Annotated in this window: 23 protein-coding genes and 5 tRNA genes; 1 reads left to right on the top strand and 27 read right to left on the bottom strand. The window is 33.0% G+C overall.

Annotated elements, in window-relative coordinates; all coding sequences use genetic code 11:
• Nucleotides 1-54 precede the first annotated feature (54 nt).
• The 12 genes from N2251_RS10820 to N2251_RS10875 all read right to left on the bottom strand — a co-directional run bounded on the left by N2251_RS10820 (nt 55) and on the right by N2251_RS10875 (nt 12,341).
• Nucleotides 55-888 carry a universal stress protein gene (locus tag N2251_RS10820; RefSeq protein ID WP_260586734.1) on the bottom strand — a complete coding sequence of 278 codons (834 nt, stop codon included), beginning with the start codon at nt 886-888 and terminating at the stop codon, nt 55-57.
• Between the two features lie 84 nt (nt 889-972).
• Nucleotides 973-1,671 carry a sulfite exporter TauE/SafE family protein gene (locus N2251_RS10825; protein ID WP_260586735.1) on the bottom strand — a complete coding sequence of 233 codons (699 nt, stop codon included), beginning with the start codon at nt 1,669-1,671 and terminating at the stop codon, nt 973-975.
• Nucleotides 1,671-2,117, bottom strand: a complete 447-nt coding sequence (locus tag N2251_RS10830; protein WP_260586736.1) for a FixH family protein — start codon at nt 2,115-2,117, stop codon at nt 1,671-1,673. The genes N2251_RS10825 and N2251_RS10830 overlap by 1 nt, the downstream gene beginning before the upstream one ends.
• 82 nt (nt 2,118-2,199) lie before the next feature.
• Complete coding sequence (gene ccoG, locus N2251_RS10835; protein ID WP_260586737.1) at nt 2,200-3,621, bottom strand: cytochrome c oxidase accessory protein CcoG; 1,422 nt, start codon at nt 3,619-3,621, stop codon at nt 2,200-2,202.
• A 58-nt stretch (nt 3,622-3,679) separates the two neighbouring features.
• The gene (locus N2251_RS10840) at nt 3,680-4,786 is read right to left on the bottom strand and encodes a cbb3-type cytochrome c oxidase N-terminal domain-containing protein (RefSeq protein ID WP_260586738.1); all 1,107 of its coding nucleotides are present in this window, start codon (nt 4,784-4,786) and stop codon (nt 3,680-3,682) included.
• Nucleotides 4,787-4,797: 11 nt separating this feature from the next.
• Nucleotides 4,798-4,965, bottom strand: a complete 168-nt coding sequence (locus N2251_RS10845; protein WP_260586739.1) for a CcoQ/FixQ family Cbb3-type cytochrome c oxidase assembly chaperone — start codon at nt 4,963-4,965, stop codon at nt 4,798-4,800.
• A gap of 86 nt (nt 4,966-5,051) precedes the next feature.
• Nucleotides 5,052-7,250 carry a cytochrome-c oxidase, cbb3-type subunit I gene (ccoN, locus tag N2251_RS10850; protein ID WP_260586740.1) on the bottom strand — a complete coding sequence of 733 codons (2,199 nt, stop codon included), beginning with the start codon at nt 7,248-7,250 and terminating at the stop codon, nt 5,052-5,054.
• A 26-nt stretch (nt 7,251-7,276) separates the two neighbouring features.
• Nucleotides 7,277-7,447, bottom strand: coding sequence for a cbb3-type cytochrome oxidase assembly protein CcoS (gene ccoS, locus N2251_RS10855; RefSeq protein WP_260586741.1), 171 nt, complete (start codon nt 7,445-7,447; stop codon nt 7,277-7,279).
• Nucleotides 7,448-7,565: 118 nt separating this feature from the next.
• On the bottom strand, nt 7,566-8,927 hold the full coding sequence (gene hemN / locus N2251_RS10860; RefSeq protein WP_260586742.1) for an oxygen-independent coproporphyrinogen III oxidase: 1,362 nt from the start codon (nt 8,925-8,927) through the stop codon (nt 7,566-7,568).
• On the bottom strand, nt 8,927-9,592 hold the full coding sequence (gene deoC, locus N2251_RS10865) for a deoxyribose-phosphate aldolase (protein WP_260586743.1): 666 nt from the start codon (nt 9,590-9,592) through the stop codon (nt 8,927-8,929). Before deoC ends, hemN begins: the two co-directional genes overlap by 1 nt.
• Nucleotides 9,593-9,594: 2 nt before the next feature.
• The gene (locus N2251_RS10870) at nt 9,595-9,927 is read right to left on the bottom strand and encodes a cupin domain-containing protein (RefSeq protein ID WP_260586744.1); all 333 of its coding nucleotides are present in this window, start codon (nt 9,925-9,927) and stop codon (nt 9,595-9,597) included.
• A 41-nt stretch (nt 9,928-9,968) separates the two neighbouring features.
• Complete coding sequence (locus N2251_RS10875) at nt 9,969-12,341, bottom strand: heavy metal translocating P-type ATPase (RefSeq protein WP_260586745.1); 2,373 nt, start codon at nt 12,339-12,341, stop codon at nt 9,969-9,971.
• A 103-nt stretch (nt 12,342-12,444) separates the two neighbouring features.
• Here N2251_RS10875 and N2251_RS10880 point away from each other — a divergent pair, with 103 nt between their 5' ends.
• Nucleotides 12,445-13,131, top strand: a complete 687-nt coding sequence (locus tag N2251_RS10880; protein ID WP_260586746.1) for a Crp/Fnr family transcriptional regulator — start codon at nt 12,445-12,447, stop codon at nt 13,129-13,131.
• Nucleotides 13,132-13,180: 49 nt separating this feature from the next.
• Here N2251_RS10880 and N2251_RS10885 read toward each other — a convergent pair whose 3' ends face one another.
• The 15 genes from N2251_RS10885 to N2251_RS10955 all read right to left on the bottom strand — a co-directional run bounded on the left by N2251_RS10885 (nt 13,181) and on the right by N2251_RS10955 (nt 26,767).
• Entirely contained in the window at nt 13,181-13,489 is a 309-nt protein-coding gene (locus tag N2251_RS10885) for a DUF3467 domain-containing protein (protein ID WP_218773112.1), read from the bottom strand.
• 54 nt (nt 13,490-13,543) lie between these two features.
• Nucleotides 13,544-17,815, bottom strand: a complete 4,272-nt coding sequence (rpoC, locus tag N2251_RS10890) for a DNA-directed RNA polymerase subunit beta' (RefSeq protein ID WP_260586747.1) — start codon at nt 17,813-17,815, stop codon at nt 13,544-13,546.
• Nucleotides 17,816-17,923: 108 nt separating this feature from the next.
• Nucleotides 17,924-21,736, bottom strand: a complete 3,813-nt coding sequence (rpoB, locus tag N2251_RS10895; RefSeq protein ID WP_260586748.1) for a DNA-directed RNA polymerase subunit beta — start codon at nt 21,734-21,736, stop codon at nt 17,924-17,926.
• Nucleotides 21,737-21,972: 236 nt separating this feature from the next.
• On the bottom strand, nt 21,973-22,344 hold the full coding sequence (rplL, locus tag N2251_RS10900) for a 50S ribosomal protein L7/L12 (protein ID WP_260586749.1): 372 nt from the start codon (nt 22,342-22,344) through the stop codon (nt 21,973-21,975).
• 47 nt (nt 22,345-22,391) lie between these two features.
• Nucleotides 22,392-22,907 carry a 50S ribosomal protein L10 gene (gene rplJ, locus N2251_RS10905; RefSeq protein WP_260586750.1) on the bottom strand — a complete coding sequence of 172 codons (516 nt, stop codon included), beginning with the start codon at nt 22,905-22,907 and terminating at the stop codon, nt 22,392-22,394.
• 19 nt (nt 22,908-22,926) lie between these two features.
• Nucleotides 22,927-23,619, bottom strand: coding sequence for a 50S ribosomal protein L1 (gene rplA, locus N2251_RS10910; protein WP_260586751.1), 693 nt, complete (start codon nt 23,617-23,619; stop codon nt 22,927-22,929).
• A gap of 20 nt (nt 23,620-23,639) precedes the next feature.
• Nucleotides 23,640-24,077: a 50S ribosomal protein L11 gene (gene rplK / locus N2251_RS10915; RefSeq protein WP_260586752.1), complete on the bottom strand. Its 438-nt coding sequence runs from the start codon at nt 24,075-24,077 to the stop codon at nt 23,640-23,642.
• A gap of 65 nt (nt 24,078-24,142) precedes the next feature.
• Nucleotides 24,143-24,691: a transcription termination/antitermination protein NusG gene (gene nusG, locus N2251_RS10920; protein ID WP_260586753.1), complete on the bottom strand. Its 549-nt coding sequence runs from the start codon at nt 24,689-24,691 to the stop codon at nt 24,143-24,145.
• Between the two features lie 2 nt (nt 24,692-24,693).
• Nucleotides 24,694-24,885, bottom strand: a complete 192-nt coding sequence (gene secE, locus N2251_RS10925) for a preprotein translocase subunit SecE (RefSeq protein ID WP_218773120.1) — start codon at nt 24,883-24,885, stop codon at nt 24,694-24,696.
• Between the two features lie 53 nt (nt 24,886-24,938).
• A tRNA-Trp gene (locus N2251_RS10930) sits at nt 24,939-25,010 on the bottom strand.
• 62 nt (nt 25,011-25,072) lie between these two features.
• The gene (tuf, locus tag N2251_RS10935) at nt 25,073-26,260 is read right to left on the bottom strand and encodes an elongation factor Tu (protein WP_260586754.1); all 1,188 of its coding nucleotides are present in this window, start codon (nt 26,258-26,260) and stop codon (nt 25,073-25,075) included.
• Between the two features lie 75 nt (nt 26,261-26,335).
• Nucleotides 26,336-26,408: transfer RNA gene (locus N2251_RS10940), tRNA-Thr, on the bottom strand.
• Nucleotides 26,409-26,425: 17 nt separating this feature from the next.
• Nucleotides 26,426-26,498: transfer RNA gene (locus N2251_RS10945), tRNA-Gly, on the bottom strand.
• A 71-nt stretch (nt 26,499-26,569) separates the two neighbouring features.
• Nucleotides 26,570-26,652, bottom strand: a tRNA-Tyr gene (locus N2251_RS10950).
• Between the two features lie 41 nt (nt 26,653-26,693).
• Nucleotides 26,694-26,767: transfer RNA gene (locus N2251_RS10955), tRNA-Thr, on the bottom strand.
• Nucleotides 26,768-26,784 lie beyond the last annotated feature (17 nt).

Consider the following 26,784-nt stretch of genomic DNA (forward strand, 5'->3'; position numbering starts at 1 on the left):
AAAAAAACTCGATACTAATAGTATCGAGTTTTTGTTTTTTAAAAATTTCATTTATTAAATCTTAAATGAAATGATAGGTAACTTGCTGTGATTTGCAATATCTTCTGAGATACTTCCTTCAAAGAAATGAGACACCCCTTTTCTACCATGGGTAGCTACTGCGATGATATCAGCATCAGTTTTATTAGCAAAATATAATACGCCGTTCTCAACTGTGTAATCAAAAACAATTTTAACATTTTCTATAGCACTCGCATCTTCATTTGTCTTTTCAAAAAACTGTTGCATTTTTTCTTCTACCTCTCTACTACTTTTAAATTTTGTAGATGGTGTACTTACATATACCAATTGTAGAGTACCGCCTGTTTTTTTGAAAAAAGTTTTTGCTTCTAAATAAGGAGTAACATCATCATCAGAAAAATCGCATGCAAAAACAATTTTTTCTATTTTTTTAGCAATTGGTTTTTCTTTAACTACTAATACTGGTACATGTGCATGGCGAATTACTTTTTCGGTATTAGAACCTATAAACATTTCTTTTAATCCATCAGCTCCTTTAGATCCCATTACAATTAAATCTACATTTTCTTCTCTCGCTAATTGATCTAATTCACTAAAAATTTTAAAGTGTTTAATTATTGGTGTAACTTTTATGTTTGATAAATATTCTTTTTGCAAAAACTCTTTGAATTTTTTTTCTGCTAACTTTAAGTAAAAAAACGTTTCTTGATTAGAAAATGCATCTGATTGATTAACTAATGCGTTCGAAAGTTCTAGCATATGAACTACTACAACTTCTGCATTGTTTTTCTTAGCTAAGAAAGCGGCTGTTTGTAATGCGTTTTCTGAATGAATTGAAAAATCTACAGGGACAATTATTTTTTTCATAATATGATTTATTTGGGTTTAACTACTTGTATAAAGTTACTAAATTTATATCATAAAAAGGATGATTTATATCATGTATATAACTCAATGACAACCCTCTACCGAAGTAACTATATCTTTAACTGGTAACGGAGAAACATAAGGTATACCTAAACCTAAACCTCGTAAGATGAATAAAACACCTATAAAAACGACTACATACGGAATTGCTTGTTGAATTCTTTTTCGTAGTAATCCGTTGGCAAAATTACCTACATAAACTATGATAGTCATTAACGGAATTGTTCCCAATCCGAAAATAAACATATATAAACTTCCCGACAAAGCATTGGTTGTTGTTAAGGCTCCAAAAACGGCCATATACACCAATCCGCAAGGAAGAAATCCGTTTAAAAATCCGATTGTAAAAAAAGTATCGTTTCCTCTCTTTTTTAATTCTTTTCCTAAAGCCGTTTTAACTTTCATTACAAATTTATTCAGCTGCTTTGAAAAATTATATTTCTGAAAAGTCTTTGGTAAAAGGATAACTAAAATCATCAAAACACCAACTATAATTGAGAGCTGTTGCTGAAATCCGAAGAAATAAAATCCTTTTCCTAAAAGCCCAAACAGCAATCCTATTAAACTATAGGTAAATAAACGCCCTAAATGATAACTAAGTATTTGGAAAAACTGTTTTACCTTATTGGTTCTATCAACAGGTAACATAAAAGCAATTGGACCGCACATGCCTATGCAGTGAAAACTACCTATTAAACCAAATATGAGTGCCGAAAGAAACATTAATAATTTAATTCTTCTTGATATAAATATGCTGTATTTTTGTAGTTCCAAGAAACTGTAATGTTCCAACGACCACCTAACAAACGTTTCTCAGGCACGAGCAAATATGTATTAGAAATTGAAATGGGGGTTTCAAAATCTAATTGCTTATTAGATGGTCTGTATAGGAACACTTTTCCTTTAATATCAGTAGGATTAAATTCTGTTGGAAAATATATTTTTAATCCTTCTGGTACTCTTTTTACTATAATATTTTCTTTTAAATTTTTTGCGTTTTTTGTTGCGTCTATATTTTCTTGGAACTCTAATTCCTTTTGATAATACTTTTCAGTTACCAAATCGTGATTATAATTTTCACCAGTACTCATCGATATAACGAAGTACATAATAAAACTCATAAATGCTATAATTACGATTACTATACTTGTGCCCCAGTTTAGTTTCATCTTTTTTGTTTTTTATGCCTAGTCGAACGCAGTTTAAAGCTCTTTTATTAAGCGCTCAATTGCCCTCGACCAAACAAAATTATTATCTATAACTTCTTGGTCCTAAAAAATTGGTTTTAGTAGTTTCTATTAATTTATCTCCACTATAAACACCTATTCTTAGAGTTACTTTTTCTCCTTTCATTTCTGATTGATGCATCTCTATAAACAAAGTTCCTTCTGCTAATCCTTGTTTCGGAACTTCAAAATTTTGATGTGTTACTGTTTCTATTTTTCCTCTATGAGATAATAACTTATAACTTACTTCGTTAATTTGTTTTGTTGTTTTATTAATGACTTTATAAGTATAAATGTTACTGATAACATCGTTTTCTTTATGTTGATATAATTGTCCTGGTAATCGTAATATTGTTGCTTCAACATCATTTCTTAAAAACAACATTCCTATTAAAACAGCTATTAAAATTCCTAAAACAGCAGTATACCCTTTCATTCTGGCCGTAAATTGAAAAGGTGTTTTCTTTTCAATATTTTCTTCACTTGCAAAACGAATTAATCCTTTTGGTAAACCAACGTTTTCCATCATATGATCACATTCATCAATACAGGCAGTACAATTTACACACTCTAATTGTGTTCCATTACGAATATCAATTCCAGTAGGACATACATTTACGCATTGAAAACAATCAATACAATCTCCTTTACCACTTGTTGCTCTATCTTCTTTTTTATTGAATTTAGCTCTCCCTTTTTCTCCTTCTCCACGTACGTGATCATAGGCAACGTTAATCGTTTTATTGTCTAACAATACACCTTGCAACCTACCATAAGGGCAAGCTATAATACATACTTGTTCTCTAAACCAAGCAAAAATAAAATAGAAAACTCCTGTAAAAATCAACAAAGAAATTAAAGTACTTGTGTTATCTAACGGGTTGCCAGTTATGTACTCAATAACCGTATCGCCGCCTATTAAATACGCTAAAAACACATTAGCTATTAAAAATGATATGATAAAAAAGAGAAACCATTTTAATAATCTCTTCTTTATTTTTTCGGCATTCCATGGTTGTTTTTCTAAACGGATTTGTTTTCCTCTATCACCATCAATCCAGTATTCAATTTTTCTGAAAACCATTTCTAAAAATATGGTTTGCGGGCAAATCCATCCGCAGAAAATCCGACCGAAAACAACGGTAAATAGAATAATAAATACCACACCAACAATCATTGAAACTACTAATAAATGAAAATCTTGTGGCCAAAAAGGAAATCCGAAAATATTAAACTTTCGTTTTATTACATTAAATAATAAAAACTGATTTCCATTAATTTTAATAAATGGAGCTGCTAATAAAATCAGCAATAAAAAATAACTAACGTACGATCTATATTTATAAAATCTTCCGCTTGGTTTTTTAGGATATACCCAAGCACGCTTACCTTCATTATTGATGGTACCAATACTATCTCTAAATTGTTCGTTCTTGGGTGTTTCCATTTTTAACTATTAAAACCAAATCGTTTTTTTAAATTCTTTACGCTACACTATCTATCCTTTATTCGGCAACTTCTTTTACTGGTTCCGAATCGTCTTTATGTAACTCTCCTTGGGGCGCTTTGGGGTTTGCTGGTGTTGTACCTTGCATTGCCATAATATAACTTGCTACTTTTTGAATATCATTAGGTTTTAACGTTTTACCCCAAGCAACCATTCCTTTTCCATCTCTACCACCATTTGTAATGGTTGTAAACACGTTTTTTATACCGCCACCTAAAAGCCAATATTTATCAGTTAAATTAGGTCCGATTCCTCCACCACCATCTCCAATATGACAAGCAGCACAATTTAAATTATATACTGCTTTACCTCTTTTTAAATCACTTTCTGATGTTAAAACTGTTACTGTTTCAGCATCGATAATTGCAACTTTTGAAGTTGATTTATAGGCTGCTAATTCTCTTTTAGCAACTGCTACAGATTCGGCATATTCCATCTCTTGCGTATAACCATCTAAGACTTCAAACCGTACTAAATATACTACAGCAAAAATTATCGTTGCATAAAACATATATACCCACCATGGTGGTAAATTATTATCTAATTCTTTAATACCATCGTAATTATGGTCTAATACTATTTCTTGTTCTTCTTCTATTGCTTTGGTATCTGTCCATTTTTTTATTAATGTTCTGGCCCAAGCCAAATGATCAATCTCGTCAGGATTTATTCCTGCCTTAACCATAGCAACTTCCTCAATCTTTGTTACTCCTGTAATTGTAAGTATTTCCTTCGCTAAAATAACTAAGCCAAAAGCGATAAGACCTAACCAAACTATTGGGTTTTCTAAAAAATTATAAGGATTTGCATATAAACTGATTGCTTTTGCTAATGCAAATGGTGTTAAAAACGTAAACAAGAATGAAATAGCAGATTGAACTCTTGTGTAGTTTTTAGGCATTAACTCATTCGCTTTATTTACAACGGTATTTGATAAAACTTCTTTTAAAAGTACCACCAAACCAAAACCGATTGTGATATACCAAACTACCGAATTTTCTAAAAAATTAAAAGGTTCTTTATATGCCTTAAATGCCTCTGCTAAAACAAATGGCATTGAAAAAACAAAAAGAAAAGATACTATTGATTGAATATATTTTTTCATAATAATTTGTTTTAATCATTTAAAGGTAACTCACTTACCTTGCTTATATACTCCTTTTTGGCTGTAAATACCCACCAAAACAACACCATAAAAAAGGTAAAGAATATTGTTAATGAGATCATCGGGTATATTTCTATACCTGTAATGCTCTCCATATGATTTTTTACGAATTTTAACATAATTTCTAATTTTTACTCACTGAGTGAGTTTTTAATATTATAGTAATGTTCTTAATTTTAGTTAAGAACATTACTAACTTATTAGACTATTGTCTACTCAATTGTTTTTGAACGTCTTTTACTTTTATATCGGTACCTAATCTTTGTAGGTAAGAAATTAAAGCGACAATCTCTCTGTCTTTCATTTCTATGAAATCTTGCCCATTATCAGCTGCATACTTTTTATCTGAAGCATAGTTTTTAGCAAAATCAGGATCTTGGTGTAAGTTTTCTTGAATTTTAGCTCCTTGTGCATCCATATTGGCTTGCGCATTTGCTATTTCTTCATCTGAATAAGGAACACCAAGAGAAACCATTGCTTTCATCTTTCCTTCTGTGTTACTCTTATCCAATTTATTTCTTACCAACCATTGATACGCTGGCATAATAGAACCTGGTGATGTACTTTGCGGATCATACATATGGTTTAAGTGCCAACTGTCTGAATATTTACTTCCGATTCTATGTAAATCTGGTCCTGTACGTTTACTTCCCCATAAAAATGGATGATCGTATACAAATTCACCCGCTTTAGAGTATTCTCCATATCGCTCTACTTCACTTCTAAAAGGACGTACCATTTGAGAGTGACACCCAACACATCCTTCACGAATATAAATATCACGTCCTTCTAATTCTAAAGGTGAATATGGTTTTACACTAGATATTGTTGGTATGTTTGATTTTACTAATAATGTTGGTACTATCTGAACAACACCTCCTATTAAAATTGCAACTGTTGCGTATATTGTTAATTTAATTGGCTTTCTTTCTAACCAAGTATGCCATCCTTCACCTTTTGTTCTGTTTTTAGAAACTTTTGTTAAAGGTGCTGCTTCTGCTAAATCATCAGTAACATCGCTACCTGCTTTTACAGTTCTTATCATATTGTATAACATTACAAATGCTCCAACAATAAATAAACTACCTCCAATAGCACGCATCCAATACATTGGTATAATTTCAGCTACTGTTTCTAAAAAGTTACCATAGGCTAATGTACCATCTGGATTAAATTGTTTCCACATAGAAGCTTGTACAAAACCTGCCACATACATTGGTAATGTATACATAATGATTCCTAAAGTACCAATCCAAAAATGGAAGTTTGCTAAGGCTGTAGAGTATAATTTTGTTTTAAATAATTTCGGCACCATCCAGTAAATCATTCCGAAGGTAAAGAAACCGTTCCATGCTAAAGCACCTACATGCACGTGTGCAATAATCCAATCACTAAAGTGTGCAATTGCATTTACATTTTTTAAAGATAACATTGGCCCTTCAAAAGTTGCCATACCATAACCGGTAATTGCCACTACGAAGAATTTTAAAACCGGATCTGTACGTACTTTATCCCAAGCTCCACGAAGTGTTAATAATCCATTTATCATTCCACCCCAAGAAGGTGCTAGTAGCATAATTGAAAATGCAACTCCTAAATTTTGTGCCCACGTTGGTAAGGCTGTGTATAATAAATGGTGAGGCCCTGCCCAGATATAAATAAAGATTAAAGACCAAAAGTGTACGATTGATAATCGATACGAATATACCGGCCTGTTTGCGGCTTTCGGTACGAAGTAATACATCAACCCTAAAAACGGTGTTGTTAAGAAAAATGCTACGGCGTTATGCCCGTACCACCATTGCACCAAGGCATCTTGCACACCTGCGTACACTGAATAACTTTTTAAGAAACTAACAGGTAACGCTAAACTATTAAATATATGTAATACTGCAACGGTTACAAAGGTTCCTAAATAAAACCAAATGGCTACATATAAATGGCGTTGTCTTCTTTGTAAGATTGTCCAAATCATGTTTGCTCCAAAAGCAACCCAAACTAATGCGATTGCAATATCTATAGGCCACTCTAACTCTGCATATTCTTTAGAACTTGTATAACCTAAAGGAAGCGTTATGGCAGCTGCAACAATAATTAATTGCCATCCCCAGAAATTAAAATTACTTAAAAAATCACTCGCCATACGTGCTTTTAGTAATCGTTGTAACGAATAATAAACTCCTGCGTAAATCGCATTTCCTACAAATGCAAAAATTACCGCATTGGTGTGTAACGGACGTAAACGACCAAAACTTAACCACGAAATTCCGTCTGTAATATTTGGGAATAAAAACATTAGTGCCAATAATAAACCTACTGAGAAACCTACAATTCCCCATAGTAGTGTGGCGTAAATGAATTTTTTTACGATCTTATTATCGTAATAAAATTGTTGCATTTCCATAATTTAATTGAATTTGATATCTATTGTTAGTTATTGATTTTTGGTTCTTCTTTTACTAATTCGTCATCAAAAAGCATACGAACAGATGGCGTATACGAATCATCGTACTGTCCATTTTTTACAGAAACAATAAATGCAATAAAAAAAATAATTGCCACTAAGATGCTTAGTGTAAGTAGTAAGTAAATAACGCTCATATCTTGCCTGATAATTATAGTTCAAAGATAATTGTAGAGCTTTTCTTAAAATATGATATTTGTCATGTTTCGTTATTTTTAAAATAAAAAAACTCGAAGAATTCTTCGAGTTTTTTATTTAAATAGTCATAGAAAACAACTTAGTTTCTGGTTTATTACTATGCAAACGTTTGTCAAACGCCATGCAAATATTACGTACGTAAGGCCTTGCTTTTTCTGGCACTGTTAATCCGTTTTGCTGAATAAAAACCAATCCATCAGCTTCCATTTCTTTTAATTTTTCTAAATGATTTTCAATTGCATCCATCTGTAAATGCTTAGCATCCCATGAAGTGGAAAAATGACACATAATATTTAAAATATGTTTACGGATAACTAAATCTTCTTCGGATAAAATATGTCCTCTAAAAACAGGAATTTCTCCTTCATTAACTATTTTTTGATATTCTTTTACTGTTTTTACATTCTGTGCAAATCCGTACCAAGAATCTGATATTGCCGACATTCCTAAGCCAATCATTAATTGTGTTTTATTGGCTGTGTAACCCATAAAATTACGGTGCAATGTTTTTTCTTGAGTTGCTTTATATAAAGAATCTGTTTTTAAAGCAAAATGATCCATTCCTATTTCTACGTAGCCCATTTCAGCAAATAGCTCTTTTCCTATTTCGTACAATTCACGCTTCTCTTCATTTTTTGGTAAATCTTGTTCGTTAAACCCTCTTTGTCCAACACCTTTTACCCAAGGTACATGCGCATAACTATAAAAAGAAATTCTATCGGGTTGTAATTCTTTCGTTTTATTAATCGTGTGAATTACATTCTCTTTGGTTTGAAATGGTAAGCCGAAAATTAAATCGTGACTAATAGATGTATACCCTATTTCTCTTGCCCAACGGGTTGCTTTTTCAACATTTTTAAAAGGCTGCACTCTATGAATTGCTACTTGTACTTTTTCATTATAATCTTGTACACCATAACTTACACGAGTAAAGCCAACATCAAACAAAGTTTGCAATTGTTCTTTTGTGGTATTATTTGGATGCCCTTCGAAACTAAACTCATGATTTTCGTGTTTTTTTGCGTTTACAAATAACCCGTCGATAAGTTTTTTTAACTGTTCTTTTGAAAAAAAAGTAGGTGTTCCACCTCCTAAATGAATTTCTTTTATAATAGGTGTTTCATCTACTAAATCAGTATATAAATTCCATTCTTTTAAAACAGTGTCTATATAATCTTCTTCCACTTCATGACGTTTTGTAATGTGTTTATGACAGGCACAAAATGTGCATAAACTTTCGCAAAACGGTAAATGTATGTATACGCTAATTCCTTCTGATGAATTACTTTCTATAAAAGATTTTTTGAATGTTTCAATCCATTTCTCTTTAGAAAAAGTATCGTTATCCCAATACGGAACCGTTGGATAACTGGTGTATCTTGGTCCTGGAATATTATATTTTTGTATTAGTGAATTCATTAATATGTGTCTTTATCTGAAATTCCTTTTATAACTAAAGACACTCCCGATGATGTTCCTAAACGAGTTATGCCTATATTAATATACTTCTCAGCGGTTTCTTTATCTTTTACTCCGCCAGCAGCCTTTATTTGCACTTTATCATTAACAACAGCTTTCATTAATTGAACATCTTCGAAAGTTGCTCCGCTTGTACCAAACCCAGTAGCTGTTTTTATAAAATCGGCACCAGCATTAACCGCTAATTGTGAAACCTCTTTAATTTGTTCTTTTGATAAATAACAATTCTCAAAAATCACTTTTAAAATATTTTCACCAATCGCTTCTTTTATCAATCTAATCTCATTTTCAACATACACAATTTCGCCATCTAGTAATTTACCTATATTAATAACCATATCTATTTCTGATGCTCCGTTATTAACACATTGCTTAGCTTCAAAAACTTTGGTTTCAGTCGTCATTGCCCCTAGCGGAAAGCCGATTACAGCCGCAATTTTTACTTCCGAATTATGCAATTCTTTTTTTGCCAGTTCAACATAACATCCGTTTACACAAACCGCATAAAAATTATGCTCTTTGGCTTCGGCACACAGCTTTACAATTTCGTTTTTAGTTGCAGTAGCTTTTAATAACGTATGGTCTATATATTTATTAAGCTTCATACTTATACGTTTTTCACTCTCTTTAAAGTGTCTGATTTCGATAATGTTAATCGCACAATACTTTCTTCTACAGCCGTAAGATTGTGAACTATTTGTGGTTTTAATGAAATTAAATCACCCACATTTAATTGTTTTACTTCGTTATCTACTCCAAAATCGATACATCCTTTTAGTACCTGAACAATAATTGCAAACGGAGCTTGATGGTCTTCCATCACCTGGCCTTTATTAAATACCACTCGTATTTCTTTCGAAAAATCGGTATCTAACAATAATGATACTGCTGGTTTATTCTCATTAAACTTAATATCTTCTAAAAATGAGGCTATCTTCATATGTTCTTTTATTTAAATGCCCAATATGGACTTCGTAATTTTTATTTTATTTTCCTTCCTAATAAATTTGTTGCAACTGTGGTAAACACAACAATACTAATAGAACTTAATGGCATTAAAATTGCCGCTATTACTGGTTTTAACTGACCTGTTGTTGCAAAACATAGCCCAATTAAATTATAACATAAAGACAGTATAAAACTATATTTAATTATTTTGATTGCTTTTTTTGAAGCTTTAATATAACTTGCTATTTGATTGAATTTAGAAGCATCTAAAATAGCATCGCAAGCTGGTGAAAACACATTGATGTTTTCTGATAACGAAATACCAACATTACTTTGTGCTAAAGCTCCTGCATCATTTAAACCATCACCAATCATAATTACATGTGCTCCTTTATTTTGTAATTCTTCAACGTATTCTAACTTATCTTCTGGTTTTTGATTGAATAAAAACGAAGTGTTTTTTGGTAACAACGTTTCTAAATATTTCTTTTCTCCTTCATTATCACCAGAAACAACCGCTAAATTATAGTTGGAATTTAATTCAGAAAACAAGTTTTCTACTCCGTTTCGGTAAGCATTTTTAAATACATACTTTCCTTTATATTTATCGTTAATACTTACATGTACCGAAGTATCTAAATTAACTTGTTCGCTTGCATTTTTAACAAAAGATGATGACCCTACTTTTATTTTTGTTTGCTCATGTATAGCTTCAATACCTTTTCCTGTGTGTTCTTTAAAATCGTCAACTAAAACCATTTCTTCATTTAAAGAGCCATATAACATTCTGCTTAACGGATGGTTTGACGCTCGCAACGTGCTTTTTAATATTGCTTTTTCTTCGGATGACAACTCACAACCTTTATAATTAATTTGATTTTCTTTACTCGTTGTTAACGTTCCTGTTTTATCAAAAATTACCGTATCAATTGCCGCTAATTGTTCAACAACCGTGGCATTTTTTAAATAGAATTTTTTCTTTCCTAAAATGCGTAACATGTTTCCTAAAGTAAACGGCGCAGCTAACGCAATAGCACACGGACACGCAATAATTAATACCGCTGTAAATACATTTAAGGCTTTACTTGCATCAACATACAACCAAAATGCAGTAGCAATAAAAGCGATTAATAATATTGTAATTGTAAAATGCTGACTAATACGATCTGTTAATGTTTTAAAAGACGAATTTTTATCTTTTTTAAACACATCGTTACTCCATAATTGAGTTAAATAACTTTGTGAAACCGATGTTAAAACTTCTATTTCTATGATTCCGGATAATTGCTTTCCTCCCGCAAATAATTTATCACCTGATTTTTTTGATACTGGAATTGCTTCTCCTGTAACAAAACTATAATCAATTTTAGCAGCACCTTTTATTAAAATTCCGTCTACTGGAATTAATTCTTGATTTCTAATTAGCAGTCGATTTCCTTTTTCAACATCATATATTTGTACATTTTCTTCTTTTCCTTCGGATGAAATTCTTGTTACCGCAATCGGAAAATACGATTTATAATCACGTTCGAAAGACAGGAAATTGTAAGTTTTTTGCTGAAAAAACTTACCTAACAGTAAAAAGAAAACCAATCCTGTTAAAGAATCAAAGAAACCTGTTCCTAAATCAAAAATAATTTCTGCCGAACTTCGGATAAATAAAACAGCAATACCTAAAGCAATCGGAACATCAATATTTAAAATTTTAGAACGCAATCCTTTATAAGCCGATATAAAATAATCCTGCGCAGCATAAAAAACTACAGGTAATGAGAATATAAACATTAACCAACGGAAGATTCCTTTATAATGCTCTAACCAAAAACCGGATACTTCAAAATATTCTGGAAATGATAAAAACATTACATTTCCGAAAGAAAATCCAGCGATGCCTAATTTATAAATCAAGCTTCTGTCTACTTTCTTTTTTCCGACTTCGTAATCCTCTAGACTAATATAAGGTTCGTAACCGATTGTACTTAATAGTACTACAATTTCTTTTAATGAAATAACATCCGAATCGTACGTAATCCGTACTGTCTTTTTAGGAAAATCAACTTGCGAAGCACTAACATTTCTTTGTAATTTATGTAAATTTTCTAATACCCAAATACACGAACTACAATGTATATGTGGAATATATAAATTTACAACATGTATGTTACCGTCATTAAACTCTAACAGTTTATCAACAATAGCTACGTTGTCAAGAAAATCGTATTTCCCCTTAATCTCTTCAGGAATAGCTCCTGGATTGTTTTGAAAATCATAATAACATGTTAAATCGTTTTCTGAAAAAATTTCAAAAACCGTTTTACATCCATTGCAACAAAAAAACTTCTCCTTTACAGAAATGGTTTTAGTATCGCATTCGTTACCACAATGAAAACATATTGTGTTTTCCATATTTACTCTTTTGCCTGTTACAAAGATCATATATCAACCCTAATAAAAATATGATATTTATCAGCTTTTCGCTATCTTTGAATCTCCTTAACAGACTACCACCATGAGTAAATGTGAACAATGTATCATTCGTCAATTTAATTCTTTAAAATCACTTACAAAAGATGAATTGGTTAGGATTGCTGGTTGTAAAACGTCTAAAACAATAAAAAAAGGAACCGTTTTATTTGAAGAAGGCGAACATATAAATGGTGTTTTTTGTATTAAAGATGGTGTTTGTAAGGTTTCGAAAATGAGTGACAATGGTAGAGATCAGATTGTAAATTTGGTAAGAAAAGGAGATTTATTAGGAGAACGTAGCTTAATAAACGACGAAAGTTCTAACTTAAAAGCCATTGCTGTAAATGATATGGAAATTTGTTTTATTCCAAAAGAAGAAATTGTGAGGGATTTAGAAGATAATCCGAAGTTTACCATGGATATTCTTAAAAACATGGCTTCATCTCTTAAAACTGCTGATAATTTTATTGTTGATATGGCTCAGAAAACTGTTAAACAACGTTTAGCAGCAACTTTATTAAGCCTTGAAAACAAGTTTGCTAAAAATGAAAATGGCGCTTTAGATATACTTTTATCTCGTGAAGATATCGCTAATATTATAGGTACAGCTACCGAATCGGCTATTCGCTTACTTTCTGAATTTAAAAAGAAAAAATTAATTGACTTAAAAGGTAAAGAGGTTTTTATTCTTGACTCTCAAGCTTTAAAAGATATTTCTACAGGTTTTTAAATTTCGATTTAGAGCAAAAAAAAACGTCTAATAATAGACGTTTTAAACTTTAAGCTTCACCTGTTGTTCCTCCAAAATTCATCGGAATTGGTACTTGCTCGTAATCTTTTATTTCACCGTGTGCTTGTTCAAATTTTCTAACATTTTCAGCCAAAGCCTTTGTTAATCTTTTAGCGTGTTGTGGTGTTAAAATAATTCTAGATTTTACTTTTGCCTTAGGCACCCCTGGCATTATATTTATAAAATCTACTATAAATTCAGATACTGAATGATTAATAATTGCTAGGTTACTATACGTTCCTTCAGCAACATCCTGATCTAACTCAATATTTAATTGTGGATCTTTATTTTCTTCCATAATAAAAATTAAAAAAAAAGCCTCTAAAAATTTAGAGGCCTTTTACATTAGAAATTATAAACTTTTTTCCATTTCATCTCTAGGTCCTACGATTTGGTTATCGTAAGATCTCATTCCTGTTCCTGCTGGTATACGTTTACCAACAATTACATTTTCTTTTAATCCTTCTAAGGTATCAATTTTACCGTTTACAGCGGCTTCATTTAATACTTTAGTTGTTTCCTGGAATGACGCTGCTGATATAAATGATTTCGTTTGTAACGAAGCTCTAGTAATACCTTGTAATACTTGTTCAGCTGTTGCTGGTTTCGCATCACGAGCTGCTACTAAGTTTTTATCTGCTCTACGTAAAATTGAATTTTCATCTCTTAATTGACGAGCTGAAACCATTTGACCTGGTTGTAAATTCTCAGAATCCCCAGCATCTTCAACAACTTTCATTCCATAGATAGCATCGTTATCTGTGATAAAGTCATTTTTATGAATTAATTGGTTCTCTAAGAATAAAGTATCTCCAGAGTCAATAATTCTAACTTTACGCATCATTTGACGTACTACTACTTCGAAATGCTTGTCATTAATTTTTACACCCTGTAAACGATATACTTCTTGAATTTCGTTTACTAAGTATTCTTGTACTGCAGAAGGTCCTTTAATGTTTAAGATATCTATCGGAGTTGTTGCTCCGTCAGATAACGGCATACCTGCTTTAATGAAATCGTTTTCTTGAACTAAAATCTGATTAGATAATTTTACTAAGTACTTAGTAATATCACCTGTTTTAGATTCAATAATAATTTCACGATTACCACGCTTAATTTTACCGAAAGATACTACACCATCAATCTGAGCAATTACTGCTGGGTTAGATGGGTTACGTGCTTCAAATAATTCTGTTACACGTGGTAAACCTCCTGTAATATCCCCTGCTTTACCAGACTTACGTGGAATCTTAACTAAAGTATGACCTGTTGCTACTTTATCACCATCACTAACCATTAAGTGAGCACCTACTGGTAAACTATACGAACGTAAAGCATTACCATCAGCATCTTCAATAATTAATGAAGCAATGATTTTCTTGTTTTTAGAATCGATCATTACCTTTTCTTGGAAACCTGTTTGTTCATCAATTTCAACAGAGTAATTAATACCTTGTTCTAAATTGTCAAACTTAACTTTACCTCCAAATTCTGATACGATAACTCCGTTAAATGGATCCCATTGACAAACAGCATCTCCTTTTTTGATGGTTTTCATATCTTTATTAAAGATAATCGATCCATAAGGGATAATATTTGTACTTAATACGATATCAGTCTTTTTATCAATAATTTTGATTTCCGCTGTACGTGAAATAACGATTTCAATTTCTTTACCGTCGTTATCTTTACCATTTACAGTACGTAAATCTTCAATTTTAACTTTACCATCGAATTTTGCAATTAACTTATTCTCTTCAGAAATATTACCTGCAACCCCACCAACGTGGAATGTACGTAATGTTAACTGTGTACCAGGTTCTCCAATAGATTGTGCTGCAATTACACCAACTGCTTCACCTCTTTGAACTTTTTTACCTGTTGATAAAGATTGTCCATAACATTTTTCACAAATACCTCTTTGAGATTCACATGTTAATGCTGAACGAACTTCTACTTTATCAATTCCACTAGCTTGAATTTTATCAGCTAATGTAAATGTAATTAATTCTCCTGATGCTACTAAAAGATCATCTGAATTAGGAGCGTATACATTATGTAATGCTGTACGACCTGTAATTCTATCACTTAAAGATTCTACAATTTCATCATTTTTCTTTAATGGAGCTACTTCTAGTCCTCTTAAAGTACCACAATCAACTTCATTTACAATTACATCTTGAGATACATCTACTAAACGACGAGTTAAGTAACCTGCATCGGCAGTTTTTAATGCAGTATCGGCTAATCCTTTACGTGCACCGTGTGTTGATATAAAGTATTCAAGAATTGATAATCCTTCCTTAAAGTTAGAAAGAATTGGATTCTCAATAATTTCTCCACCACCAGCTGTCGATTTTTTAGGCTTTGCCATTAATCCACGCATACCAGTTAACTGACGAATTTGCTCTTTAGATCCACGTGCTCCAGAGTCTAACATCATAAATACCGAGTTAAATCCTTGTTGGTCTTCACGTAAACGCTTCATAGATAATTCTGTTAATTGATTATTGGTTCTTCCCCAAATATCAATTACCTGATTATAACGCTCTTTTTGCGTTAACATACCCATGTTATAGTTTCCTACAATTGCATCTACTTCTTTATTAGCTTCAGCAATCATTGTATGCTTTTCTGGTGGAATAATAATATCCCCTAATGAGAATGATAAACCACCTTCAAAGGCATATTTATATCCCATGTTTTTAATTTCATCTAAGAAATCTCCTACTGCTGGAATGTTTGTAACTTTTAAAATATCACCAATAATTCCTCTTAATGATTTTTTAGTTAAAACCTCATTAATATATCCTGCAGCTTTCGGTACTTTTTCGTTAAATAAAACTCTACCAACCGTAGTTGCTATAACTTTAATAACATCTTGCCCGTCTTCTACATCGTGCGTACGAACTTTAATACCTGCATTTAAATCTACTTTTTCTTCATTTAAAGCAATAATTACCTCTTCTGGAGAATAAAAAGTTAATCCTTCACCTTTAATAGGCACTTCAGGAGTAGATTTTCTTTCTTTAGTCATATAATAAAGACCCAATACCATATCCTGAGACGGTACCGTAATAGGTGCTCCGTTTGCAGGGTTTAAAATACTGTGAGATGCTAACATTAAAAGTTGTGCTTCTAAAATAGCTTCTGGTCCTAATGGCAAGTGAACAGCCATCTGGTCCCCATCAAAATCGGCATTAAAGGCTGTACACACTAATGGGTGTAAACGAATTGCTTTACCTTCAATTAATTTTGGTTGGAATGCTTGTATACCAAGTCTGTGTAACGTAGGTGCACGGTTTAATAAAACTGGATGCCCTTTAATTACATTTTCTAAAATATCCCAAACAACAGGTTCTTTTCTATCTATAATTTTCTTTGCAGATTTTACAGTTTTTACAATACCTCTTTCGATTAACTTACGAATAACGAAAGGCTTGTATAATTCTGCTGCCATGTCTTTTGGCAATCCACATTCGAATAATTTTAATTCTGGTCCAACAACAATTACCGAACGTGCAGAATAATCAACACGCTTACCTAATAAGTTTTGACGGAAACGACCTTGTTTACCTTTTAAACTATCAGATAACGATTTTAATGGTCTGTTAGATTCAGTTTTTACTGCAGATGATTTACGAGTGTTATCAAACAATGAATCTACTGATTCTTGTAACATACGTTTTTCATTACGTAAAATAACTTCTGGTGCTTTAATTTCCATTAATCGCTTTAAACGATTGTTACGGATAATTACACGACGGTATAAATCATTTAAATCTGAAGTAGCAAAACGACCACCATCTAATGGCACTAATGGACGTAATTCTGGCGGTATAACTGGTACTGCCTTCATGATCATCCACTCTGGATTGTTTTCTCTATTTTTTTGAGAATCTCTAAAAGCTTCAACAACATTTAAACGCTTTAAAGCTTCGTTTTTACGTTGCTTAGACGTTTCAGTATTTGCTTTGTGACGTAATTCAAATGATAACGATTCTAAATCGATTCTTTCTAATAAATCGATTAAACACTCTGCTCCCATTTTAGCGATAAACTTCGTAGGATCAGTATCATCTAAATACATATTCTCTTGTGGAAGTGTATCTAAAATATCTAAATACTCTTCTTCTGTTAAGAAGTCCATTTTTTGCAATGGCTCTCCGTCAACAGTTTTAGCGTCACCTGGCTGAATTACTACATAACGTTCGTAGTAAATAATCATGTCTAACTTTTTAGATGGTAACCCCAAAAGGTATCCCATTTTGTTAGGTAATGATCTAAAATACCAAATGTGTGCTACAGGTACCACTAAATTAATGTGTCCTACTCTATCTCTACGTACTTTTTTCTCAGTAACTTCAACTCCACATCGGTCACAAATGATTCCTTTATAACGGATTCTTTTGTATTTACCACATGCACACTCATAATCCTTTACAGGACCAAAGATTCGCTCACAAAACAAACCATCTCTTTCTGGTTTATGTGTACGGTAGTTAATAGTTTCTGGTTTTAAAACCTCACCTCTTGATGCCTCTAAAATAGACTCTGGTGATGCTAAACCAATTGAAATTTTGTTAAACTTTTTAACAGTGTATTTTTCGTTCTTTCTTGCCATAATAAGTAATGGATTCGAATTAAAAATTTGCCTCTTAATGAGACGTATATTTAAAATGATTTATTAGTAGGCAATTACAAAAATTACCTACTAATATTTCACTGTTTGTTATTCCTCTAATTTAACGTCTAACCCTAAACCTTTCAGTTCGTGCATTAATACATTAAAAGATTCTGGTAAACCTGGTTCTGGCATAGTTTCACCTTTTACGATAGCCTCGTAAGTTTTGGCTCTACCTAATACATCATCAGATTTCACTGTTAAGATTTCTCGTAAGATACTTGATGCACCATATGCTTCAAGTGCCCAAACTTCCATCTCTCCAAAACGCTGTCCACCAAACTGAGCTTTACCTCCTAATGGTTGTTGTGTAATTAATGAATAAGGTCCGATAGAACGCGCATGCATCTTATCTTCAATCATGTGACCTAACTTAATCATATAAATTATACCTACCGTTGCTGGTTGATCGAAACGTTTTCCTGTACCTCCATCATATAAATATGTATGTCCGTAACGTGGAATTTTAGCTTCGTCTGTTAAGGCGTTAATTTGGTCGATGTTTGCTCCATCAAAAATTGGTGTTGCATACTTCTGATCTAATTTTTGACCTGCCCATCCAAGAACAGTTTCATAAATCTGACCAATATTCATACGAGATGGTACTCCTAATGGGTTTAATACAATATCTACTGGTGTTCCGTCTTCTAAGAAAGGCATGTCTTCTGCTCTTACAATACGAGCAACAATACCTTTGTTTCCGTGACGTCCCGCCATCTTATCTCCTACTTTTAATTTACGTTTTTTAGCAACATAAATTTTTGCAAGTTTTAAGATTCCTGCTGGTAATTCATCTCCTACAGAAATTGTAAATTTCTCACGACGTAAAGCACCTTGTAAATCGTTAACTTTAATTTTATAATTGTGAACTAATTCAACAACTAATCTATTTAAGTCTTTATCTGTAGTCCAAGTTCCATGTAAGTGTGTAAAATCACCTACAGAATTTAACATTTTTTGAGTGAATTTTTTACCTTTTGGTAATACTTCTTCACCTAAATCGTTAAATACACCTTGAGAAGTTTTTCCTGTAATTAAATTGAATAATTTTTCAATTAATACATCTTTTAAATCTTCAAACTTATGTACATAAGATGCTTCTAAAGTTGCAATTGCTTCTTTATCACGAGCACGTTTTGTTTTATCTTTTACAGCACGTTTGAATAATTTCTTATTAATTACTACCCCTCTTAATGATGGTGAAGCTTTTAATGATGCATCTTTTACATCACCTGCTTTATCACCAAAGATAGCTCTTAATAATTTTTCTTCAGGAGTTGGGTCAGATTCTCCTTTTGGTGTAATTTTACCTATTAAGATATCACCAGGATTTACTTCTGCTCCAATACGAATCATTCCGTTTTCATCTAAGTCTTTTGTAGCCTCTTCAGAAACGTTAGGAATATCGTTTGTTAATTCTTCGGCTCCTAATTTTGTATCACGAACATCTAAAGAATATTCATCAATATGTATAGAAGTAAAGATATCTTCACGAACAACTTTTTCAGAAATTACAATCGCATCCTCAAAGTTATACCCTTTCCAAGGCATAAAGGCTACTTTCATGTTTCTACCTAAAGCTAGTTCTCCTTTTTGTGTTGCATAACCTTCACAAAGTACTTGACCTTCTTCAACTCTATCACCAACTTTTACAATTGGTTTAAGGTTGATGTTTGTACCTTGATTCGTTTTTCTAAACTTAATTAAGTTATATGAAATATCATCAGATTCGAAGCTTACTAAACGCTCTTCATCTGTTCTGTCATACTTAATTTTTATCTTGTTTGCATCAACATACTCAACAACTCCAGCACCTTCAGCATTGATTAAGATACGAGAATCTTTTGCGACTCTACGTTCTAAACCTGTACCTACAATTGGTGATTCTGGACGTAATAATGGAACTGCTTGACGCATCATGTTCGATCCCATTAATGCACGGTTGGCATCATCATGCTCTAAGAAAGGAATTAACGATGCAGAAATAGATGCTATCTGGTTAGGAGCAACATCCATATAATCAATTTCAGTTGGTGTTACTACAGGGAAATCTCCCCCTTCACGTGAAATTAATTTATCTCCAACGAAATCTCCATCTGCATTAATCTCTAAATTAGATTGTGCAAATTTCATTCCTTCTTCTTCTTCAGCACTTAAATATATATGCTCTTGATCTAATTCGATGTTTCCTTCAATTACCTTTTTATAAGGAGTTTCAATGAAACCTAAATTATTAACTTTTGCAAATACAGCTAAAGATGAAATTAATCCAATATTCGGCCCTTCTGGCGTTTCAATCGGACATAAACGACCGTAATGTGTATAGTGAACATCACGAACCTCAAAACCTGCTCTTTCTCTAGATAAACCTCCAGGTCCTAGTGCAGATAAACGACGTTTGTGCGTAATCTCTGCTAATGGATTGGTTTGATCCATAAATTGAGATAACTGGTTAGTACCAAAAAACGAATTAATTACTGAAGATAAGGTCTTCGCATTAATTAAATCAATCGGAGTAAATACTTCGTTATCACGTACATTCATTCTTTCACGAATAGTACGAGCCATACGAGCTAAACCTACACCAAACTGACCTGCTAATTGTTCACCAACAGTTCTTACACGACGGTTAGATAAGTGATCGATATCATCTACTTCTGCTTTTGAGTTAATTAACTCAATTAAGTATTTGATAATCGTAATAATATCATTCTTTGTTAATACCTTCTGATCAATCGGTTCGTTTAACTGTAATTTGGTGTTCATTCTAAAACGACCAACTTCACCTAAACTATAACGTTGCTCAGAGAAGAATAATTTTTCAATAATTCCTCTTGCTGTCTCCTCATCTGGCGGCTCAGCATTACGTAATTGTCTATAAACATGCTCTACTGCTTCTTTTTCAGAATTGGTAGGATCTTTTTGTAATGTATTGTGAATGATTGCATAATCTGCCATGTCATTATCTACCTTATGTAATAAGATAGTTTTTGCTCCTGCATCGATTATTTCATCAATATGTTCTTTTTCTATGATGGTATCACGGTCAAAAACTATTTCGTTACGTTCAATAGATACAACTTCTCCTGTATCCTCATCTACGAAATCTTCATGCCAAGTTTTTAAAACTCTAGCTGCTAGTTTACGCCCTAATACTTTCTTTAATCCTGCTTTAGAAACTTTTACTTCTTCGGCTAAATCAAAGATTTCCAATATATCTTTATCTCTTTCAAAACCGATGGCTCTGAATAACGTAGTTACTGGTAATTTTTTCTTTCTATCAATATAAGCGTACATTACTTGATTGATATCAGTTGCAAATTCTATCCAAGATCCTTTAAAAGGAATAACTCTTGCAGAGTATAACTTGGTTCCGTTTGCGTGGAAAGATTGTCCAAAGAAAACACCAGGTGAACGGTGTAACTGAGAAACCACAACTCTTTCTGCACCATTAATAATAAAGGTACCAGAATTAGTCATGTAAGGAATTGTACCTAAATACACATCTTGAACAATTGTTTCGAAATCTTCGTGTTCAGGATCTGTACAGTAAAGCTTTAATCTAGCTTTTAAAGGTACACTATGTGTTAATCCTCTTTCTATACATTCTTGAATGCTATATCTTGGTGGATCTACAAAGTAGTCTAAAAATTCTAATACAAATTGATTACGTGTATCTGTAATCGGAAAGTTATCCATGAAGGTTTTATACAAACCTTCTTCACCACGCTCATCAGCTTTAGTTTGCAATTGGAAAAAGTCTTGGAATGACTTTACCTGGATATCCAGAAAATCTGGATAATCGGTACCTAATTGCGATGATGCGAAGTTAATTCTTTCAGTAGTGTTTATCGTTGCCAAAAGAGATGCTATTTTTAAATTAAAAATATTATTTTTTGAAACTTTCTCGTTTCAATAATGCAATTTTAATTGCTTTGCCGACTTAAAATCAGCGCTTTATAGTCGTATTATTACCGTTTTAAAACTGTAATAAAATAAATAACGAATATATACACAAAATGGTTTAGGACTAGAAACGCATGTTCCTAGTACCTAAACCTTAATTGTTTTATCCCGTTTTAAATCGGGAGTATAGCTTACTTAAGCTCTACTTCAGCTCCTGCTTCTTCTAAAGATTTTTGAAGACCTTCTGCTTCATCTTTAGTTACTCCTTCTTTGATTGGTGCTGGTGCACTATCAACGATTGCTTTAGCGTCTTTTAAACCTAATCCAGTTAATTCTTTAACTAACTTTACTACAGCTAATTTAGAACCACCTGCTGCTTTTAAGATCACATCAAATTCAGTTTTTTCTTCAGCTGCATCTCCTCCTGCTGCTGGACCTGCTACTGCTACTGCTGCTGCTGCTGGCTCAATACCGTACTCATCTTTTAAAATATCAGCTAATTCATTAACTTCTTTTACTGTTAAGTTAACTAATTGCTCTGCGAAATCTTTTAAATCTGCCATTTTAATTGTTTTTTGAAATTTTATTATTAGTTTATTAGTGCGCGAAATTATTTATCTGATAATGTCTTTAAGATACCAGATAATTTATTACCTCCTGATTGTAATGCTGAAACAACATTCTTAGCAGGCGATTGTAATAATGAGATAATATCTCCAATAAGTTCTTCTTTAGACTTAATGTTAACAAGTGCGTCTAATTGGTCATCTCCAACATAAACTGACTCTTCAACAAAAGCTCCTTTTAATAAAGGTTTGTCTGATTTTTTTCTGAACTCTTTGATAACTTTTGCTGGTGCATTTGACACCTCAGAAATCATCATTGAAGTATTTCCTTTTAAAGCGTTTGGTAAATCACCAAAATCTTTATCAGAAGCTTCCATTGCTTTTGAAAGCAATGTGTTTTTAACAACAGCCAATTCTACGTTTGCTTTAAAACAAGCTCTACGTAAGTTAGATGTAGTAACTGCATCTAAACCAGAAATATCTGCTAAATAGATGGTACTTGTATCTGCTAATCTTGCTGTTAAATCTTCTATTACTTGTAATTTGTCTTCTCTTGTCATAATTAAAAGTTTAACTGTCTTATAAAGACACAGATTTTTCATCTACAGCAACACTAGGACTCATAGTAGAAGACATAAAAATACTCTTTATATAATCTCCTTTAGCCGCTGTTGGCTTTAGTTTAATTAACGTTTGTAATAACTCATTTGCATTTTCTTGAATCTTCTGAGCATCAAAAGATACTTTTCCGATTGCAGCGTGTACAATACCAGTTTTATCAACTTTAAAGTCAATTTTACCAGCTTTTACTTCTTGTACTGCTTTTGCAACATTCATAGTTACTGTACCAGTTTTTGGGTTAGGCATTAAACCTCTTGGTCCTAAAACACGACCTAAAGGACCTAATTTTCCCATAACACTTGGCATAGTAATTATAACATCAACATCTGTCCAACCTCCTTTAATCTTTTGAAGGTATTCATCTAATCCAACATAATCTGCACCTGCTGCTGTAGCTTCTGCTTCTTTATCTGGAGTAACTAATGCTAATACTTTAACATCCTTTCCTGTTCCGTGAGGTAAAGTTACAACTCCACGTACCATTTGATTTGCTTTACGAGGATCTACTCCTAAACGTACAGCTAAATCAACTGAAGCGTCAAATTTTACAGTTGTAATTTCTTTAACTAAAGCTGATGCATCTTTTAAGCTGTAAACTTTAGAGCTATCTACCTTAGAACGAGCTTCTTTTTGCTTTCTAGTAATTGCCATTTCTAAATTTCTTTTAAAGTTTAAGCAGGTGCATCACCTGTTACTGTTAATCCCATAGAACGAGCAGTTCCGGCAATCATTCTCATTGCAGATTCAACTTCAAAGGCATTCATATCAACCATTTTGTCTTCTGCAATTCCTCGAATTTGATCCCAAGAAACACTTGCTACTTTTTTCCTATTTGGTTCTCCTGAACCCTTCTTAATTTTGGCCGCTTCTAATAATTGTACTGCAGCTGGTGGTGTTTTTACAACAAACTCGAAAGATTTGTCTTTATAAACAGTAATCACGACAGGTAAAACTTTACCTTGTTTGTCTTGTGTACGAGCATTAAACTGCTTACAAAACTCCATGATATTAACACCGGCAGCACCTAAAGCGGGTCCAACTGGTGGCGACGGATTCGCAGCACCTCCCCTTACTTGTAGTTTAACTAATTTACTTACTTCTTTTGCCATTGTTTAAGATTTAACGACATGTTTAAAATGGAAGCTTCAAACACATCTAAATATAGGTGTAACGATTATATTTTTTCTACTTGCGTATAATTTAATTCTAACGGTGTTTTTCTTCCAAAAATCTTAACCATCACTTCTAATTTACGCTTCTCCTCATTAATGTTTTCAACTGCTCCGTCAAAACCATTAAAAGGACCATCGATTACTTTTACTGTTTCTCCTACATTAAAAGGAATTGCAATATTTTCATCTCTTACAGAAAGTTCATCAACTTTTCCTAACAATCTGTTTACTTCTGATTTACGCATTGGCACTGGTTCTCCTCCTTTAGTTTCACCTAAAAAACCAATAACATTTGTTACCGACTTTATTACGTGAGGAACTTCACCTGCTAAATTAGCTTCTACCATTATATAACCAGGAAAATAAACTCTTTCTCTGTTAACTTTCTTTCCGTTTCTTACTTGAATAACTTTTTCGGTTGGTACAATTACTTGGTTTACATAATCTGTCAATCCGAAACGAGCGATTTCAGTTTCAATATAGGCTTTAACCTTATTTTCCTGTCCTCCTACTGCTCTAACTACGTACCATTTCATTACTGAATCAGCCATTATTAAAACATTTTAAAGAAGTTATCTAACCCTGTTTGAAAAACTTTATCTACCCCTGCTACCACTAAAGCAAAAACAATTGTAAATGCCGCAACAACTACAGTAGACTTTTGCGCTTCTTCACGAGAAGCCCATGTCATATTTGTATTAAGCTCTTCAAAAGAACCCTTGATGTATTGTATAAAGTTATTCATTTTCTTATCCTTTTAACGAGTTGCAATTAATATTGCAACTCGCTTTAATTATGCACGGACGGAGAGATTCGAACTCCCGACACCTGGTTTTGGAGACCAGTGCTCTACCGCTGAACTACGCCCGTATTTTATTTTAAAAGGAGTCTCTCATTAAAGAGACTCCTTTTTTATAATATTGACTAATTGATTAGTCTAAAATTTCAGTTACCTGACCTGCACCTACTGTTCTACCTCCTTCACGGATAGCAAACTGTAAACCTAAGTTTAATGCAATTGGTTGGATTAAATCAACTGTAATAGTTAAGTTATCTCCAGGCATAACCATTTCAACTCCATCAGGAAGCATAATGTTTCCAGTTACATCAGTTGTACGTACGTAAAACTGTGGACGATAGTTGTTATGGAATGGAGTGTGACGTCCACCTTCTTCTTTTTTCAACACATACACCTCAGCTTTAAACTTAGCGTGTGGAGTTACAGAACCTGGCTTACAGATTACCATTCCTCTTTTAATATCTTCTTTTGCAATACCTCTTAATAAGATACCAGCGTTATCTCCTGCCTCACCTCTATCTAAGATTTGACGGAACATTTCAATACCAGTTACTGTAGAAGTTAACTTCTCAGTACCCATACCGATAATATCTACAGACTCACCAGAGTTGATGATACCAGTTTCAATACGACCAGTAGCAACAGTACCACGACCTGTAATTGAGAATACATCTTCAATTGGCATTAAGAAATCCTTTTCAGTTTCTCTTAAAGGCTCTTCGATCCATGCATCAACAGCTGCCATTAATTCTAATACAGTGTTAACCCATTTTTCTTCACCATTTAAAGCTCCTAAAGCAGAACCAGCAACAACAGGACCATTATCTCCATCATACTCATAGAAAGATAATAATTCTCTTACTTCCATTTCTACTAACTCAAGTAACTCTTCATCATCAACCATATCCACCTTGTTTAAGAAAACAACCATACGTGGAATACCTACCTGACGACCTAATAAGATATGCTCACGAGTTTGTGGCATTGGACCATCTGTTGCAGCTACTACTAATATAGCTCCATCCATTTGAGCAGCACCAGTTACCATGTTCTTTACGTAATCGGCGTGACCTGGACAGTCTACGTGCGCGTAGTGACGGTTTTCTGTTGCATATTCAACGTGAGAAGAGTTAATTGTTATACCTCTTTCTTTTTCTTCTGGTGCGTTATCGATTTGATCAAAATCTCTAGCTTCAGAGAATCCTGCATCACTTAATACTTTAGTGATAGCAGCAGTTAATGTAGTTTTACCGTGATCTACGTGACCAATTGTACCAACGTTTAAGTGGGGCTTCGAACGATCGTAAGTTTCTTTTGCCATGATTATTAATTTTAATTCTTAGTTAAATATATTTAGTGTTACTTTAAATTCTTTTTTAAAAAAACTCTAAAAAAGAGCCAATGACCGGATTTGAACCGGTGACCTCATCCCTACCAAGGATGCGCTCTACCAACTGAGCTACACCGGCCTGGATAATTATTATAGAGCGAAAGACCAGGTTCGAACTGGCGACATTCAGCTTGGAAGGCTGACGCTCTACCAACTGAGCTACTTTCGCGTATTTTTAAAACCTTTCATTAATAATCAAAAGTTGAAGCTTGATATATCAATTAATTGGTTTTAAAAAAGTGGGGAGAGCAGGATTCGAACCTGCGAAGTCGTAAGACAACGGAGTTACAGTCCGTCCCAGTTGGCCGCTTTGGTATCTCCCCTTGGTAATTTAAAACTATGTTAAAGAACTTTCTTTACTTTGAGCCGATGAGAGGACTCGAACCTCCGACCTGCTGATTACAAATCAGCTGCTCTAGCCAGCTGAGCTACATCGGCTTTTATTGTCATAAAAA

The organism is Tenacibaculum haliotis, from assembly GCF_025215075.1.
Lineage (GTDB): Bacteria > Bacteroidota > Bacteroidia > Flavobacteriales > Flavobacteriaceae > Polaribacter > Polaribacter haliotis_B.

Excerpts from the sequence above, each read along its gene's own strand:
- N2251_RS10820 (WP_260586734.1), bottom strand. The coding sequence starts at position 888 with ATGAAAAAAATAATTGTCCCTGTAGATTTTTCAATTCATTCAGAAAAC.
- N2251_RS10825 (WP_260586735.1), bottom strand. The coding sequence starts at position 1,671 with ATGTTTCTTTCGGCACTCATATTTGGTTTAATAGGTAGTTTTCACTGC.
- N2251_RS10830 (WP_260586736.1), bottom strand. The coding sequence starts at position 2,117 with ATGAAACTAAACTGGGGCACAAGTATAGTAATCGTAATTATAGCATTT.
- ccoG (WP_260586737.1), bottom strand. The coding sequence starts at position 3,621 with ATGGAAACACCCAAGAACGAACAATTTAGAGATAGTATTGGTACCATC.
- N2251_RS10840 (WP_260586738.1), bottom strand. The coding sequence starts at position 4,786 with ATGAAAAAATATATTCAATCAATAGTATCTTTTCTTTTTGTTTTTTCA.
- N2251_RS10845 (WP_260586739.1), bottom strand. The coding sequence starts at position 4,965 with ATGTTAAAATTCGTAAAAAATCATATGGAGAGCATTACAGGTATAGAA.
- ccoN (WP_260586740.1), bottom strand. The coding sequence starts at position 7,250 with ATGGAAATGCAACAATTTTATTACGATAATAAGATCGTAAAAAAATTC.
- ccoS (WP_260586741.1), bottom strand. The coding sequence starts at position 7,447 with ATGAGCGTTATTTACTTACTACTTACACTAAGCATCTTAGTGGCAATT.
- hemN (WP_260586742.1), bottom strand. The coding sequence starts at position 8,927 with ATGAATTCACTAATACAAAAATATAATATTCCAGGACCAAGATACACC.
- deoC (WP_260586743.1), bottom strand. The coding sequence starts at position 9,592 with ATGAAGCTTAATAAATATATAGACCATACGTTATTAAAAGCTACTGCA.
- N2251_RS10870 (WP_260586744.1), bottom strand. The coding sequence starts at position 9,927 with ATGAAGATAGCCTCATTTTTAGAAGATATTAAGTTTAATGAGAATAAA.
- N2251_RS10875 (WP_260586745.1), bottom strand. The coding sequence starts at position 12,341 with ATGGAAAACACAATATGTTTTCATTGTGGTAACGAATGCGATACTAAA.
- N2251_RS10880 (WP_260586746.1), top strand. The coding sequence starts at position 12,445 with ATGAGTAAATGTGAACAATGTATCATTCGTCAATTTAATTCTTTAAAA.
- N2251_RS10885 (WP_218773112.1), bottom strand. The coding sequence starts at position 13,489 with ATGGAAGAAAATAAAGATCCACAATTAAATATTGAGTTAGATCAGGAT.
- rpoC (WP_260586747.1), bottom strand. The coding sequence starts at position 17,815 with ATGGCAAGAAAGAACGAAAAATACACTGTTAAAAAGTTTAACAAAATT.
- rplL (WP_260586749.1), bottom strand. The coding sequence starts at position 22,344 with ATGGCAGATTTAAAAGATTTCGCAGAGCAATTAGTTAACTTAACAGTA.
- rplJ (WP_260586750.1), bottom strand. The coding sequence starts at position 22,907 with ATGACAAGAGAAGACAAATTACAAGTAATAGAAGATTTAACAGCAAGA.
- rplA (WP_260586751.1), bottom strand. The coding sequence starts at position 23,619 with ATGGCAATTACTAGAAAGCAAAAAGAAGCTCGTTCTAAGGTAGATAGC.
- rplK (WP_260586752.1), bottom strand. The coding sequence starts at position 24,077 with ATGGCAAAAGAAGTAAGTAAATTAGTTAAACTACAAGTAAGGGGAGGT.
- nusG (WP_260586753.1), bottom strand. The coding sequence starts at position 24,691 with ATGGCTGATTCAGTAATGAAATGGTACGTAGTTAGAGCAGTAGGAGGA.
- secE (WP_218773120.1), bottom strand. The coding sequence starts at position 24,885 with ATGAATAACTTTATACAATACATCAAGGGTTCTTTTGAAGAGCTTAAT.
- tuf (WP_260586754.1), bottom strand. The coding sequence starts at position 26,260 with ATGGCAAAAGAAACTTACGATCGTTCGAAGCCCCACTTAAACGTTGGT.